This window comes from Dendronalium sp. ChiSLP03b, assembly GCF_034531165.2.
In the GTDB taxonomy this organism is placed as follows: domain Bacteria; phylum Cyanobacteriota; class Cyanobacteriia; order Cyanobacteriales; family Nostocaceae; genus Dendronalium; species Dendronalium minutum.
Genome location: NZ_JAVRBR020000063.1, coordinates 1 through 15,233 on the forward strand (window position 1 = coordinate 1; position 15,233 = coordinate 15,233).

Below are 15,233 nucleotides of genomic sequence, written 5' to 3' on the forward strand. Positions count from 1 at the left end.
AATGCTGTTTTTTGTTTTCTCAGCAGCTCATGTAATTCCTCGGCTGATTCTTTTATTTTTACTTTGGTGACTCCTGCCATCAACTTCTGCTCATATTTATTCCCTAATTATCTTTATCATTTTTTTAGTGAAATGGTATTAATCTATGTTCCTACAAGCTGATAGTAGAAGTTATACCAATTTGAAAAATGATTGCGACAGATGGAGCAGTCAAAAGCTTATTAAATGCAGTGGCTCCAAAATCTAAAATCCAAACTGGTATTAGCTGCCTCTTAAGGTTAAGTGATGAGTGATGAGTTATGAGTTCTGAGTAGAAAGAATAATACTCAGCACTCAGCACTCAGCAACGCCAGTCCCCTCAAGTCGGGAAATCCTTGACGCTCGTTCGCGTAGCGTCTCCCCTTGGGAGAAGACTCGCGCTTCGCTGCGCTAACGGCAGTTCCTCATAGGGGAAACCCCCAAGACCAGACTACCTCACCACGTGGCTAGCTCTTCAGCACTCCCCCTTTAGGAAGCAGACTCTTTAGCTGTAGGCGAACCCAACTTGTGATTAACAGGTGAAATAGAGTCGCGACGGCTTGTCCGCAGTTTGGGCTTGGGAGTAGCACGTCCTTCATCGTCTCCAATGCTGTTGTCTGATTTGACCCAAGTAGAACGGCTTCTCTCGCCAGAATCGCGGCGCTTGTTCAGTTTGGGTTTGGGTACCGGAGCTTCCTCTTGAGGAATCTCAACGTCTGATTGCAACCAAGCGGGACGAGTTTGATCGTAAGCGATTTGCAATGCGGCTGCGGCGATCGCTTGAGCATCGTATTTTTCAATTAGTTCGCTGACTATCGGCAAGAATGAAGCCAGACGTTCGCCTGTCAAAGCTTCCCCTACTTGTTCTTGCAATTTCATGATGTGCCGGGCTTCAATCTGTGCCCGTGTAGGAATCGACAGCAATTGCCAACTTTGGCGATTATGGCGTTCAAATGCTTGTTGTTTGCGGCGCTCAAAAGGCTGTACTAAAGAAATTGCCGTACCTTCTTTACCAGCTCGACCAGTACGACCAATGCGGTGGACGTAAGTTTCTACGCTATCAGGTAAGTCGTAGTTGATCACATGGGATAGTTGATCGACATCCAAACCCCGTGCGGCAATATCAGTGGCTACCACCCAGCGCACCTGACGATTGCGGAATCGGCTCAATAAACGCTCCCGTGCTTGTTGGGACAAGTCTCCGTGATATTCATCGACACTGTGACCGGCTGCTTGCAGTTGATTGGTGAGTTCTGCTGCTGTGCGTCTGGTACGCACAAAGATTAAGGCTGTTTCTGGATCTTCCATTTCCAGAATTGGCTGTAAAGCTTTGGCTTTTGTCCAGTGACGGGGGATGAGATAAGCTACCTGATTGATTTTGTTGGGAGCAGCTTTTGGTTGTTCAACGGTGACAGTCACCGGCGATCGCAAAAATTTGTTCACCAACATCCGAATTGATGGCGGCATTGTCGCTGAGAATAAAGCTGTTTGCCGCTGTTGCGGTGCTTGGGAGAGGATTTTCTCCACATCGTCGATAAAGCCCATGCTCAACATTTCATCAGCTTCATCCAGCACAAACCACTTTACTTGATCGAGCTTCAGACAGCCTCGCTCTAACAAGTCTATGACTCGTCCTGGAGTACCCACAACCATGTGAACCCCACGTCTTAGTTGTAAAATTTGGCGGTCGATCGATTGACCACCATAGATTGCTAATACTCGCAATCCGTCATTACCCATAAATTGGGCGATGGCATCGTGAACTTGAATTGCTAACTCGCGGGTTGGTGTTAAAACCAGGGCTTGCACTGCTTTCTGCTGTACATCTAACCGCTCTAAAATCGGCAGCGAAAAGGCTGCTGTTTTACCAGTTCCTGTCTGGGATTGACCTACAACATCACGACCTGCTAACAATTGGGGAATGGCTTGTACCTGAATATTAGTAGGTGTGGTAAAACCGATTTTTTCTATTTGCTCAACGCGTTCTTGTGAAATGCCTAATTCTTGAAAAGAAAAGTTCATCAAATCTCCTAGGTTTAGTTTTTTGCTTTTGGATTCTTATACTGAAACTGGTGCGTAACTCTTGACAACTTGACCGTAGAGGTCGTATGTATCAGCACTATGGATCGTTACTGGCACGATGGTTCCTAGCTTCGCTTTACCTTCGATATAGACTTGACCATCGACTTCTGGGGAAAATCTACCTGAACGACCAATCAATTTCCCACTTTCAGGGTTTTCCTGCTCAATCAGGACATCAACTATCTTGCCTACTTCCTGTTGATTCTTGCGCCACGATATTGGCTGCTGAAGTTCCATGACTCTATGCCGCCGCTCATCCATCAGTTCTTGAGGCAACTGATTGGGTAGCTGGTAAGCAGGGGTTCCCTCTTCTGGTGAAAATGTAAATACACCCACATGGTCAAATTCATGTTGTTGGACAAACTCTAATAGATGCTCAAAGTTTTCTTGAGTTTCTCCGGGGAAGCCAACTATAAATGTTGTCCGCAGTACTGCTGTTGGTAGTGCTGTTTTGATGCGCTCGATAATCTCATTGTTCACACGTCCTTGCCAGGGACGGTTCATCGCACGGAGAATATCGGCATGAGAATGTTGTAGAGGCAAATCCAGATAAGGTAAAACGTTCGGTGTTTCTTGGATTGCCGCGATCGCATCCGGAGTCAGTCCGGTGGGATAAGCGTAGTGCATTCTGATCCACGGTATGTCTACTTTGCCTAAAGCACGGAGTAATTCGGCTAACTTTGGTTTACCGTATATATCCAAACCGTAATTAGTAGTGATTTGGGAAATCAGAATAATTTCTTGTACGCCTTGACTAGCCAGTTGCTCCGCTTCAGCAACTATCGATTCAATGGTACGCGATCGCTGCTTACCTCGCAGGTAGGGAATTATGCAAAATGCACATCGGTAATCACAACCTTCTGCAATTCGCAGGTAGGCTACGCCTTCAGTCGTAGTGCGGTAGCGCGGTGTGGTTTCATCGGCAATGTAGGTTGGTTCTACACTAACCTGTTTGACCCGCTCTCCTTGTTCTACACGCTCAATTACATTGACAATTTTGTGATAATCACCCGTTCCGACTACAGCCACAGCTTCAGGCAATTCCTCCAATAATTGCGCCTGAAAGTGCTGGGCCATACAGCCAGTAATCACGATTTTTTTGTTGGTTTCTGCCAGTCCTACCAAGGTTCTGACAGATTCTTCTCTTGCGGCTTCAATAAAACTACATGTATTGACAATTACGTAATCTGCTAACTCTTCATTTGTATCTACATCGTAGCCTGCTTCTACGAGCAGTCCCAGCATATGTTCTGTATCAATTCGATTTTTCTCACAGCCCAAGTGAGAAATTGCAATTATTGGCTTTCCACCCATATTTTGAAAAATTTTCCGGTTTTTTCTTGCAGTCAAATACAAAGACCATAATCATCACACTTTGTGAATAACACCCTTGTAATTACAGCGCTAAGAAGAACCTTTCCTCTCCTAGCAACTGTATGCGGAGTTATGACCTTGACGATTTAAGGTCATGTTATGATATTTCTACTATTAGTCTGTTTCCCAGGGTAATATTAAGTGTCTTTAGGTACATTTGACACTTGTAATGTTTTTTAACAAATCGCCTGTTGGTATTTTACACTACCGCAGCGTGTGCGTTGCTAATCTACCCGTCGGGAAGCCGCCCAAAGGGCTTGTTGTGAGAAGTCGCTACCCTCAGGGAAATCGCGCTCGCGACTACGCCTAGTAAAGCAGTAATGCTACCCTTAAGCTTGGGCTTGGCCTACGACTATGCGCGGCGAGATGCCTAAACCACGGGAAGCTGCCTTGCGTCTTGTGAGTGGCAAACTCCTCTTGTAGCCAGGTTTTATCTTAACATATCTTATGAGACGTTTTACGCCAAATTCCATCCTAGGACAGAGGCAGTAAAACGACCATCGTAAAACGCATTTTACCAGCTAGTTAACGAAGTCAAGAGTCAAAAGTGAGCCAGCACGGTGAGTCCAGTTGCTCCAACTGGCAAACCCGAAGGGGTCAACATTCAAAAGATTTTAGACTGTGGCTTTTGGACTCTGAACTTTGCAAAGCAGATTAAAGACGTGGACTTATATCAGATATTTAAAACTCGCTCGCCGATTATTGGTGTGGTTCACCTGCTACCACTGCCGACCTCGCCCCGCTGGGGAGGTAGCTTGAAAGCGGTAATTGACCGCGCCGAACAAGAAGCAACAGCCCTAGCAAGTGGCGGCGTTGATGGCATTATTGTGGAAAATTTTTTTGACGCGCCGTTTACGAAAAATCAAGTCGATCCAGCAGTTGTGAGTGCCATGACCGTAGTGGTGCAAAGGATACAGAATTTGGTGACATTGCCCATAGGCTTAAACGTTTTGCGGAACGATGCCAAAAGTGCAATGGCGATCGCCAACTGTGTGCAGGCACAATTTATCCGCGTTAATGTCCTAACAGGGGTAATGGCAACCGATCAGGGATTGATTGAAGGAGAGGCTCATCAATTACTTCGCTATCGCCGAGAATTGGGCTGCAACGTCAAAATCCTGGCGGATGTGTTGGTAAAACACGCCCGTCCTTTGAGTTCGCCAAATCTCACAGTTGCTGTGAAAGACACAATCGAAAGGGGTTTGGCAGACGCGGTGATTTTGTCTGGCTGGGCGACAGGTAGTCCACCTAACCGAGAAGATTTGGAACTAGCTTGTGGTGCGGCAAACGGCACTCCCGTATTTATCGGGAGTGGAGCCGATTGGGAGAATATTGCTACACTGATGCAGGCAGCAAACGGGGTAATAGTTTCCAGTTCCTTGAAACGCCAAGGTCGCATCGAGCAACCAATTGACCCAATTCGCGTCAGTCAATTTGTGGAAGCTGCACATCGGAGTTGGAACTCCAAAAGTGACAGTAAATCCATTTCCTCTTCCTCAGTTAGTTTACATTCTTAGGTAAGTCGGGAGTAGGGAATAATGACTTCAACAAAAGTCCCAATCCCTAATCCCCATTGCCCTAATCCCCAGAGGGGATCCAGAGTTCCCCAATCCCCAATTCCCAATCTCTAACCGCAGTTTATGATTCGCCGCCGTTCTACTCCCTGGATTCATAAATGGTCGCGTCCATTGATTGCCGCGATCGCCGGACTTGGTGCCCTGATAACGGGTTATCTCACTGTAGAGAAGTTAACAGGAGGCAGTGCAGCATGTGTGGCACAGGCTGGTGTCAAAGGCTGTAATGATGTGCTTTCTAGTCCTTGGGCAACAGTTTTGGGCCAACCATTAGCTTTATTTGGATTTTTGGCATACACCAGTATGGTGATATTTGCCTTGGCTCCCTTGGTTTCAAAATCAGGAGAAAACAATACCAACAAACAACTGGAAAACTGGACGTGGTGGTTGTTGTTGGTAGGGGCGATCGCTATGTCTGTTTTCAGCGGTTACTTGATGTACTTGCTGGCATTCCAAATTAAAGCCTTATGTCCTTACTGTATTGGTTCGGCTTTGTTCTCCCTGAGTCTTTTAGTGCTGACAATCGTTGGACGTGAGTGGGAGGATGTCGGGCAAATCTTTTTTACTGCCATTCTTGTGGGAATGGTGACGCTGATTGGCACTTTAGGCCTATATTCTGGTGTTAATCAATCAGGTGTTACAACTCCTGGTCAAGGAGAGAAAATATCCTTTCTTCCCTCTCCCAATGACATTCCTAACCCCGAATTTGGTTGGAAAATCACTACTACATCAGGTCAAGCAGAAATTGAATTAGCACGTCATCTGGTAAAAATAGGTGCTAAAGAATACGTTGCTTATTGGTGTCCTCACTGCCACGAACAGAAGTTGCTTTTTGGTCAAGAAGCTTATCAAATTATCGAGAACAATAATATTAAGATAGAATGCGCTGGTGATAGCCCAAAAGGTAAACCAGATGTGTGTAGAGCCGCTAATATACAAAGCTTCCCGACTTGGATTATCAATGGTCAAACTTATAGCGGAGTCCAAAACCTGGCAGAACTAGCCAAAATTTCTGGTTATACAGGTTCCACGGTCTTTAAGTATTTCAACTAGTTTCTGCAAGTCTGTTTTTCATAACGTTTCTGCAAGTCTGTTTTTCATAACTTTACTCTCGTACCAAAAAGTCAACTGGTTGAATGCAGTATTATTCCAGTTGACTTTTTTATTTTCTGAAATACCTTTGTCTTACCCACTATTACAAATTTTCGATTTGCCTACGATTATAATCTACAAACAAAGCAGGCTAAAAGTCTTTTATTTAAGTAAAATCACTTAAAAAATACTTTTTTAATTTATACTAAATTGCCAAGCTAGTATTGTTTGAGTCTGAGGATAAATCTGAGCATATTGTAAAATATATCTCCAGCGTGTCCGAAACTATATTTATCCAATTTGATGTTCCATCTTTACGACATGCAAAAGAGTTTGCGGCAGATAATTGTACATGCACTGAAAGAGAACATTTGTTAACTGAGAGTTACTAAAAAATACCTTTGTTAATAATTTTTTTACTGAAATCACCCTAATAGGCGTGAAGATTCTAGTTTCTCTTTGGTCAAATAATGAGTTATTACAAATAATCATTTATCAAAATTACCAAAATTTTCTGGAGGAAGCAGACTAAATCGAAAAGATTCTGAAAAAGTAAGTATAGTTCTTGCTTGAGCTATATTTGCTCAGTAGTCGATAGCTATAGGAAATAAAGATTATTTCTCCCCACTAGGTAATGGGAATGAGTAAGCAGCTAGGCAAGCGTCTTGTAAAGTTAAGGTTGGGACTTAAGCAACCGCTTGGTAGAGGATACAGAGAATTGATTACTGCCTCTAGTGTTGCAATCTGCATATTGCTTATACGCTCTGTAGGATTATTGCAATCTTTAGAGTTGGCAGTATTAGATCAATTTTTTCGCTTACGTCCAAATGAACAGCCAGATAACCGCATTACTATCGTCGCAATTGATGAAGCTTCTTTACGCCAAGTAGGCACCTGGCCAATTCCAGATAGCCAAATAGCTAAGCTATTGCAAAAAATAAATGTTCACCAACCCCAAGCGATTGGCTTAGATATCTACCGGGATTTGCTAGTACCCGGTAATGATTTGAAGGGAGAGCCTAGTAATAAAGAACTGCTTGATGCTTATAAATCAATGCCGAACTTGATTGGTATTGAACTGTTAGCAAATGACAAAAATAAAAAAGTTGGTGTTCCACCTCCACTAGGTCTAAATCAAAACCAAGTGGGTTTTAACAACGTGCTATACGATCCTGATGGCAAAATACGTCGCAGCTTGTTGTATTGGCATGTTGGTAAACAGGTACACGAAAGTTTTGCCCTGAAGCTGGCTTTACTTTATTTACAGTCAAGGGGAATTACTCCTCAAAAAGCATACAATAACCCTGACTATTTGCAGTTGGGGAAAGCAGTATTTAATCGCTTTCAAGCAAATGATGGTGCTTATGTGGGTGCTGATGACAGAGGCTACCAAATTCTCTCCAACTTTCCCAAACCAGGCTGTGAGGGTAGTGGTTCTAAAAAACGCTGTGGTTATCGGCAGGTAACTATGAGCGATGTGCTAAATAACAAAGTACCAACAAGCTGGATACGCGATCGCATTGTACTCATTGGTTCCACAGCCCCCAGTCTCCAGGATTTTGTATTTATTCCCCAATCTAGTCGTCTCATGGGTACAGCACAGCCTGTTGCAGGTATTGAACTGCAAGCCCATTTTATTAGTGAGTTAATCTTAGCTGCCTTGGAAGATCGACCTTTATTAAAGGTATGGTCTGAACCATGGGAATACTTGTGGATTCTTACCTGGTCTTATCTAGGATCTGTAATCACATGGCGAATACAACGCCCAAGTCATAGCATCCTCAGTATTTTGTTTTCTTGCTTAGTATTGATACTGAGTGCATATTTGGCTTTCTTGTTTGGTTGGTGGATACCAATCATTCCTTCACTGCTTACCTTTGGTCTGTCGGCTATTTGGATGATCTTTCACATTGCTCATATCCAAGAAGAACTGAAACGTTCTAAAGAATTTTTACAGCAAGTTATTAATACAATTGCCGATCCAATCTTTGTCAAAAATGAACAACATCAATGGATTGTTTTAAATGAAACTTATTGTCGATTCATTGGTTATTCTGATACTGTATTAATTGAAAAATCAGACTATGACTTTTTCCCTAAACATGAAGCTGATGTATTTCGACAACAAGATGAGCTTGTTTTTCGGACTCAGCAACCCCGAGAAAACGAAGAAGAGTTTACTGATGCTACTGGAAAAATCCATTTAATTGCCACTAAGCGATCGCTTCACAAAGACGCTGCGGGTAATTTCTTTTTAGTTGGGGTGATTCGAGATATTACTGAGCGCAAGGAGAAGGAGGAAAAACTCAGGCGCACTGCTGCTGAGTTATCCCGCTCTAACAATGAACTGAAACGCAAAGAAGACCATTTGCGTTATTTAGCTTATCACGACCCTCTTACAGGTTTATCTAATCGCAAATTTTTCGCAGAACAACTTTACGAATCCTTAGATTGGGCACAAAACAATAATTTGTTGCTAGGACTGCTGTTTATCGACCTAGATGGCTTTAAGCAAATCAATGATACCCTCGGACACGAAATCGGCGATCGCCTGTTAGTAACCATCGCTCAACGACTCAGTAACTCTTTACGCGGTAGTGATACTGTTTCCCGGTTAGGTGGTGATGAATTTACCGTGATTTTACGGGCAATTCCCAACGTGCAAGTAGCCGCGAAAGTTGCGGAAAAAATTTTAGGATGCATCACTGAGCCTATTGTTTTGGACGGATATACCACTAGAGTTTCTGCCAGTATTGGTATTAGTATTTACCCGCTAAATGGTCAAAACATTGAGACATTGATTAAACAAGCAGATACCGCTATGTATCGTGCCAAGCACCTCGGCAAAAACCGTTATGAGTTTGCTTAATCAATAAGTTTGTTTTCAAAGGATTAGCGACTGGGGACTTGGTAAAACGGGGAAAAAGGGAAGAGGTAAAAGAGATTCCTTTTTCCTTTAACTTACCCTTCCTATATAGATCATGCTACCGCGTACACACAAGTCTGAAATATCTTACGAACCTAGGTTTGGGCTTACCTTTTAACATCTAAGACTTACGCAAAAATTGCTAAAAAGCTTAATTTATCGAACCACCCTTCGGGTTCAGCAGTTCCTCATGGGGGAAACCCCCAAGACCGGACTGCTTCACCAAGAACGCCTTCGCGCAGCGTCTCGTAGAGAAGAATTCGTAGAACGTGCGTAAGTCCTAACCGTTTGGTGAGAGTGCTTTAGGGAACTTGCCCACGGCACTGTCTCCTTTTGACTTCCAAGGATTAGTATGCTGAGAAGGCCCGAACTCCCCAATCCCACTATCGGTAATCACAGCATCAGATGTTATAGTATATATGTACTATTTATCCACGTCTAACAAAGCCAATATCCAGTTAATTTGTGCAGTGTCATGGTCGATCGCGTAAGTTTAGTCAATTAACTTCCGGTTAAAAAAGTTCTAATATCTATAATTTATATAAATTTAATTAAATAAATATGTATTATTATTAATAATTGTAACTCAATTATTAATTAAACATTAATAAAATGGTAACCTTACTGCCGTAAGTTTACTTAATCTAATTTTAAGTAAACTTACTATAGTATGTGAACGCGGTTAACTTGTCAAAAGACATTAAGTAATAAAGATAGTACATATACACAATAAAATTAATATTTTGTTAAAACTTGATAGTCCTGTTAATACTCTTGTAAGTATTCAATGAAGCTCTCTAAATAATACTGATAAAGACCTCTAACCTTAGACTGATGCCAAAAGTCGCTCATTAGTTATATTTCTTAAGAGTCTAGCTTGTTTTATAGCAGTAAGCCGATCGCTGAAATGCCACATTCTAGCCACCGCTTTTGAGTAAAGAAGTTAGCCATTCATAGTCAAAATTTTATTAAGATTTAATTTTTTGGAAAAAATAAATAAATCTGCTGTAGATAAAAAAATATTGGATGAAATCAGAATGCAAGTAATACACAAAAACTTTTGGGAACTTATGGGAACGAACTTCAGAATCACTAGTGCTGTGATATTTTGTATAAGCGTTTACATAGTAATACCAAAAATCGCCAATACCACAGGCTCTTTTAGCACTTTAAAAGCTGATATTTTGGGCATCACTGACAGCGATCGCTCAACGATTTCAAGTGTTAATTCTCAAAGCGCAAAAGACGTATATGTTCCACCAAATTATGGTGGGCCTGATAGTCAGCATGGTAGCGGCACTCGCTGATACCATACTAATGGGCAGTAAGGAGTAGGATGAGAAAAATTACAACTGAATAAGCATAGCTAGAATAGTCTTACTTGTTTCAAACCTCAGATTTCCACCATTGGCGTTGTTGTACGAGGGTGTGGACTTGCCAAGCAGGGTCTGGCTGAGGATAATCTAGCCGATAATGTCCGCCACGACTTTCGGTTCTAAAAGCAGCACTTTTAAGAATTAAATAAGCCACATCTAATAAATTACGGGTTTCTGCCCAAAGTCGCAATTGTCTCTCACAGTCTGGTATGTTGAACTTCACTGGTTCGTTTGGACGTAAAGAGAGCAAAAATTGACTCAAAAGCAAAGCCGCAAAATCTTGCTGCCAAGTTTCTACAGTAGCGATCGCCGCTTCTAAACCTGACTGTTCTCGACAAATACCAGCACTTTGCCACACCAAGCGCGGTAACTTCTCCCTGAGTGCATCTATCTGTGCTTGCTGGCTTTGCCACTGATTATCAGAAAGGACGAAGGTTAAAGGATTAAGGCTAAATTCAGATTCTTCGACTTCATTTTTCATCCTTTTAACTTCATCCTTCACATGAGCCATCTGCGCTCCAAATACAATACATTCCAGTAAAGAATTACTCGCCAGCCGATTTGCCCCATGTACCCCAGTACTAGCTGTTTCTCCCACCGCGTACAAACCGGGAATGTTAGTGCGATTCTCCAGATCCGCAACGATACCACCCATCCAATAATGAGCAGCGGGAGCTACAGGAATTGGTTCATTAAAGACATCAATGCCCCAATGTTGACAAACTTTGATGATATTAGGAAAACGGTAACGAATTTTGTCTGCGGGAATGGGGCGCATATCTAGCCAGACATGGGCAGTTGCAGGATCGGCAGCAGTACGTTGCAAATGGCTGAAAATCGCCCTACTGACCACATCTCTAGGTGCTAGTTCACCAGCAGGGTGATAATCAAAAGCAAAACGCCGCCCTTCGTTATCGACGAGGTGTGCCCCTTCACCACGTACAGCTTCACTAATGAGAAAGCGATCGGCACCGAGTTTGGTAAGGGCAGTGGGGTGAAATTGGACAAATTCCAAGTCGCGGAGGATAGCCCCAGCGCGCCAAGCGATCGCCACCCCATCACCTGTACTTACCGCCGGATTGGTAGTTTGGGCAAATACCTGACCCCCGCCACCAGTTGCTAGCACCACAGCACCAGCTTTTATCCAACTGATTTCACCTTGATAAAACAGGCTAATTCCTTGACATTTCCCTGTTTGGGGTTCCAGCCATAGGCTCAATGCTAAAGCTTGCTGGATAACTTGAATATTCTGGCGGCGCAATACTTGGGCCGTGAGGGTGGTAGTCACTTCTCTGCCTGTTGTGTCAGCGGCGTGGAGAACGCGATGACGAGAATGAGCAGCTTCCAAAGTTAAAGCTAAAGCGTTGCCGTGGCGGTCAAAAGCAACTCCCAAGTTAACCAAGGATTGAATACAGCTAGGGGCTTGTTCGGCAAGGAATTCTACAGCCGAGCGATCGCATAAGCCAGCTCCTGCTTCCATCGTATCTTTAATGTGCAGTGAAGGAGAATCTTCTGGGGCGACAGCCGCTGCAATGCCACCTTGCGCCCAATCGCTGGCGGATAAAGAAACTGTTTCTTTGGTAATCAAGCCAACTTGCAAGTCCTCTGGCAAACACAGCGCCGTGTATAGTCCAGCAGCACCGGCACCGACTACTAAAACATCAAATTGGCTAGGAATATCTGTTTGAGGCAAAGTTATGGGGGAGGGAAAAGGAGAAAGGGAGGTAGGGGAAGTAGGGGAAGCAGGGGGAGCAAAGGAATGTATTTCCCCTGATTGTGCTTGTCCGCTTATCCCCACTCTAATAGAAAAGTCCCACTCCTCAAAATTAGGAGTGGGAATATTCTACATTAACTGCAATTGCAGTTATCTGTAGATTCCATTGTTAAAGCGATCGTCTCCCTCGTTGAAGGCAGGTTCTAAGTCTGTCACGGTGAAGTGATCGAAGTTAGCTTGCAGAGTTTGTTTTTGGCGATCGCTCAATCCTGCAATATCCAGCACATCCTCTACCTTTTGGTAAGGAGCATTCTTGATGATTTTTTTAGCAAGATTGGGATATAGCCCTGGATACTGCTGAAAAGCTCGCACGTTGGTATTATTCAAATCAATTTTTTTACCAAATTCAGTTGCTAGCTTAGCGTCTGCCCGATTCTGCCGTTCAATAGCCAGAACAGGCACTTGAGGAATAGAAAAACTATAGAAACCAGCAGCCTGGGCTGTATGATTTGTTCCTAGCCATCCCCAGCAGCCCAGCAACAAACTAAACACTGTTAATAAACGCACCAATCCTTTCACGATTTTTCCACCTCTTTCCATTAAACTCAAAAAACAGCTTTAAGCTAACAAGCATCAACAGTCAATAGTCCATAGCTTTGACTATTGAACGCCAGTTTGCAAGGGCGGAGGGAACCTCCCTGACGCTCGTGACGCTCAAAGACTCGCGCTTCGCTGCGCTATCGCGTAGCGTCTCCGCTAGGAGAAGGCTAGCCGCCCAACGGACTGCTCACCGCACGCAACTGGCTCCTTTTGACTATTGACTAGCTAATAGCTTAATCAACACACAGCAGTCATCAGAAACTAATATACAGCTTATTAATATCCACAATATTTGCTGCTACTTGGTTTGACTCTACTTTTACCAAAAATTATTGTTACAGGCTCTTGGGAGGCGGTTGTCAGTCGTCAGTTGTTAACACTCTCCCCTGCTCTCTCATCTACTCAAGCAACGCTAGCAGCTAATAAAAATAGACTATCTACCAAAATAGTACTTAAAACTGCGCCACCAAATGCATACCAGTGACGTTGTCCTTGAATTAAAGGTAAAATCCCGGCTGTCAACAGCACTAAGGCTAAAATCACTGCCCAAGATTGTCCCCAAGGCGTTTGTACTTGTGTCAGAGCATTTTGTAAAACCGATGATGCTTCAGCGGGTTCTACCTGCATAATTTGCCGCCAATAGGGCATTAAGTCTACTAAGTAAAAATACACATCCGTCAAGACTGTACCGAGTAAAGAACCTAAATAAAACCAGTTACCAATCTTGCCCCAATTTCGCACCAGACACCAACAAGCGAATGGTAGCCCTATGGATTCTACTGGTAAATGCCATAAAGGTTCCCAACGTAACCACCCCCAGTAAATCGCTCCTGCCAACCAACTCCAGCTAAAGCCTAAGAGTAAATCCCCCCACAAAAAAGTTGCAGGACGTGACATTAAGAACAAACTCAGCCATACCCAAAATCCTGTCATCGCCAAACTTACACCGGGTAGCGATCGCACTAATGGCGCTTCTACAAAGACTGGCACTGATACCAAAAATACCGCCGCCGCAAACACTAACCAACTTTGTCGGGAAGCTATGGAAAAGGGAAGAGATGGAGATGAGAAGAGTATAGAATCCAATTTTCTGATACTCTTCTGCCTAGTGTCGGGTGAATGTATCTCAGTATCAATAGAGGCGGTAGTAGCGTTGTAGGAGGACAATGTATTATTAATCAAAGTTTTTAATATTTGTTACTAAACTTTATCTTATTTAAGATATCACATTCAAAAATGCCCTAGGGGGGCATTTTGATTGTAATAAAATTTTGCCAAAGTTGTACTCACCGTTAGGGACTGGAGACATGAGGGAGCAAAGGAGCAGCAAAGAGTATTTACAACTGACAACTAACTCCTGTCCCTAATCCTCAGAGAATAATGAAAACTTGGTGTGTTCTTCAACTGTTTTCCTGGTAAATTCCCTAGGCAGATGTTTGTGTAATTGGTTGTAATAACTGCGATCGCAGGTAAACTGATGGCTTTATCAAAACGTCAATGGTTCATACTTTTAAGTGCAGCATCTGCCACTTTTTCAGTGGCGGCTCCTATGAAAGTTCTGAGTACCCCACCAACTCTAGGAGAAAGTGGGGTGCAACAAATGAATATCTTGCAAGCAATTATTTTAGGTTTTGTACAAGGAATGACTGAATTCCTGCCAATCAGTAGCACAGCACATTTAAAAGTCGTGCCTGTAGCGTTGGGTTGGGGCGATCCGGGGGTAGCTTTTACCGCTATCATTCAGCTTGGTAGTATCGCCGCTGTGCTGTGGTACTTTTGGGGGGATCTAACGCGACTGCTCAAAGGAACAACAAAAGCGATCGCTCGTAAAGATTATACTGATTACGACTTTCGCCTATTCCTGGGAATTATCTTAGGAACACTGCCTATCGTCTTTTTTGGACTTTTGATTAAAAAGTTTATCCCAGACTTTGATAATTCACCCATCAGAAGCCTAGCAGCGATCGCCGTTGCCTCTATAGTCATGTCGCTGTTATTGGGATTAGCAGAAAAACTGGGTAAACGCGAACGGGACTTTGAACACCTGACGATGAACGATGGGTTATTTATGGGTTTAGTGCAAGCTTTGGCATTAATCCCTGGCGTTTCTCGTTCGGGTTCTACCCTGACAGGGGGACTATTTATCGGATTACAACGGGAAACAGCGGCGAGATTTTCATTTTTACTGGGGATTCCAGCCATTACCCTAGCAGGGTTAGTTGAATTAAAAGATATTTTACAAACAGGGTTAGGCAATGCAGGAATGATTCCCCTGATTGCTGGGGTGATTTCTGCTGCCATCTTTTCATATATAGCGATCGCTGGCTTATTACGCTTCCTCAAAACCCACAGTAATTGGGTATTTATTTGGTATCGGCTGGCATTTGGTGTAGCAATCTTGGGTGCGATAGGATCGGGACTGTTGAAAAATATTTAATAGAAGTTAGGAGTGAGAAATCAGGAGTTAAAAAACTTAT

Annotated in this window: 10 protein-coding genes; 5 read left to right on the top strand and 5 right to left on the bottom strand. The window is 43.2% G+C overall.

Annotated features, from left to right (window positions below):
- Positions 1–507 precede the first annotated feature (507 nt).
- A complete protein-coding gene (locus RMY31_RS16155) occupies positions 508–2,040 on the bottom strand; it encodes a DEAD/DEAH box helicase (protein ID WP_322664216.1) in 1,533 nt (510 codons plus the stop codon).
- Positions 2,041–2,076: 36 nt separating this feature from the next.
- Positions 2,077–3,414: a 30S ribosomal protein S12 methylthiotransferase RimO gene (gene rimO, locus RMY31_RS16160; protein ID WP_322664217.1), complete on the bottom strand. Its 1,338-nt coding sequence runs from the start codon at positions 3,412–3,414 to the stop codon at positions 2,077–2,079.
- Between the two features lie 722 nt (positions 3,415–4,136).
- Here rimO and btpA point away from each other — a divergent pair.
- From btpA to RMY31_RS16180, 4 genes are all read left to right on the top strand, one after another.
- Complete coding sequence (btpA, locus tag RMY31_RS16165) at positions 4,137–4,991, top strand: photosystem I biogenesis protein BtpA (RefSeq protein ID WP_322664262.1); 855 nt, start codon at positions 4,137–4,139, stop codon at positions 4,989–4,991.
- A gap of 123 nt (positions 4,992–5,114) precedes the next feature.
- A complete protein-coding gene (locus tag RMY31_RS16170; protein WP_322664219.1) occupies positions 5,115–6,101 on the top strand; it encodes a vitamin K epoxide reductase family protein in 987 nt (328 codons plus the stop codon).
- Between the two features lie 679 nt (positions 6,102–6,780).
- The gene (locus RMY31_RS16175) at positions 6,781–9,009 is read left to right on the top strand and encodes a CHASE2 domain-containing protein (protein ID WP_322664221.1); all 2,229 of its coding nucleotides are present in this window, start codon (positions 6,781–6,783) and stop codon (positions 9,007–9,009) included.
- 1,040 nt (positions 9,010–10,049) lie between these two features.
- Entirely contained in the window at positions 10,050–10,373 is a 324-nt protein-coding gene (locus tag RMY31_RS16180; protein WP_322664223.1) for a hypothetical protein, read from the top strand.
- 79 nt (positions 10,374–10,452) lie between these two features.
- On the opposite strand, the gene nadB is transcribed toward RMY31_RS16180, so the two are convergent.
- From nadB to RMY31_RS16195, 3 genes are all read right to left on the bottom strand, one after another.
- Positions 10,453–12,135: an L-aspartate oxidase gene (nadB, locus tag RMY31_RS16185; protein WP_322664264.1), complete on the bottom strand. Its 1,683-nt coding sequence runs from the start codon at positions 12,133–12,135 to the stop codon at positions 10,453–10,455.
- Positions 12,136–12,306: 171 nt separating this feature from the next.
- The gene (gene psbU, locus RMY31_RS16190) at positions 12,307–12,735 is read right to left on the bottom strand and encodes a photosystem II complex extrinsic protein PsbU (protein ID WP_322664267.1); all 429 of its coding nucleotides are present in this window, start codon (positions 12,733–12,735) and stop codon (positions 12,307–12,309) included.
- Positions 12,736–13,158: 423 nt separating this feature from the next.
- Positions 13,159–13,938: a DUF3120 domain-containing protein gene (locus tag RMY31_RS16195; protein WP_322664225.1), complete on the bottom strand. Its 780-nt coding sequence runs from the start codon at positions 13,936–13,938 to the stop codon at positions 13,159–13,161.
- 295 nt (positions 13,939–14,233) lie between these two features.
- On the opposite strand from RMY31_RS16195, the gene RMY31_RS16200 reads away from it, so the two are divergent.
- A complete protein-coding gene (locus tag RMY31_RS16200; RefSeq protein WP_322664269.1) occupies positions 14,234–15,193 on the top strand; it encodes an undecaprenyl-diphosphate phosphatase in 960 nt (319 codons plus the stop codon).
- The last annotated feature ends 40 nt before the right edge of the window (positions 15,194–15,233 follow it).